Origin of the sequence: Flavobacterium sp. TAB 87 (genome assembly GCF_001529295.1) — a bacterium.
Classification (GTDB): Bacteria; Bacteroidota; Bacteroidia; order Flavobacteriales; family Flavobacteriaceae; genus Flavobacterium.
Window position 1 is genome coordinate 1 of the sequence record NZ_LLWK01000002.1, and the last position, 1,194, is coordinate 1,194.

The following is a 1,194-nucleotide window of genomic DNA, read 5'->3' on the forward strand; positions in this document are numbered from 1 at the left end:
AACATGAACTGTGTAAAAAAACTAATTTTTACGTCGTTTTTTGCAAATAAATATCCTGGTATAAAGTTCTGTTTTTTACTACTCCAAATACAATTTTAAGCAGCTTGTTGCATACGGCAATTAGAGCTGCTTTTTTGTTCTTCCCTTTAGCCACTAATCGATCATATAAATCACGACAATGGGAGTTGGTTTTCTTCGCATTTAAGGCGCACATATATAAAATATTACGCAGTTGTTTACCTCCTTGTTTGCATATTCTGACTCGTCCTCTTATGCTACTTCCACTTTGATATTCGGTCGGACTCAAACCGGCATAAGAGATCAATTGTTTATAAGAATTCATGTCTTTGAACCCCTTGGTATAGATAATTAATTCGGCTGAAGCCCTACTTCCAATTCCTTTTACACTCTGTACTAACTTAAGTGTTTCTCCCTCCCATTGAACTAGTTTCTCTTGTAATTCAAGTTCTATATTTTGCTTCTCTTGTCTTAGTTCTTTGATAATTTTTTGAAAGCTTTTTTCTACTGATTTTGTATCAAAAGGACACTTTTTTAAGCTATGAATCTGATTGCTAAATTTGGTTATTTCCTTGGTTAAATCATGTATAGCATTGTTTAATGAACGGCACTCAAAGTAAGTGTTATCAGGCATTTGATACAATTCTGGATTGCGATTTAATCCATATTCATAGATGTGTTTGGCATCTTTTTTATCCGATTTATTACGTTCTAAATGCATCTGGATATAACGCTTGATTTGAAGTGCATTTACCACACTAAATTTTATATTTTTTTTATTCAAAAAGAAGATAAATCGCAAATGATAAACTCCTGTGGATTCCATAACAAAATGGATCTCCTTGCCAGATTCTTTAAGCAATTCTCTAAATCCAGCTACCGAATTGGACACTTGTAAATGTTGTTCAATTCCCTTCTTGTTTTTAAAATAAGCATCTAAGGTTTCATTAGAAACATCAATACCACAATAGTTGTTTTTCTCTTCCATTTTATATAATTTTATTTTTAATTAAGAGAACAAACTCTTGCACAACAACCAACGATCCTAACACGAACTTTATGTTCAAATAAACTGTACGGTTTGAAGCAAGAAATGAGCAGGGATAATCATGTTAGTGAAGCTATAATGCCTAAGCCGTTTGCCTATCTTGCTCTGCTCATTTTGTTCTTTCTTAT

1 protein-coding gene is annotated in these 1,194 nt (G+C 32.7%); it reads right to left on the bottom strand.

Annotated features, from left to right (window positions below; genetic code table 11):
* Positions 1-28: 28 nt before the first annotated feature.
* Positions 29-1,006, bottom strand: coding sequence for an IS110 family transposase (locus AP058_RS00010; RefSeq protein ID WP_066305296.1), 978 nt, complete (start codon positions 1,004-1,006; stop codon positions 29-31).
* Between the last annotated feature and the right edge of the window lie 188 nt (positions 1,007-1,194).

Coding starts and splice junctions, on each gene's coding strand:
- AP058_RS00010 (WP_066305296.1), bottom strand. CDS start 1,006: ATGGAAGAGAAAAACAACTATTGTGGTATTGATGTTTCTAATGAAACC.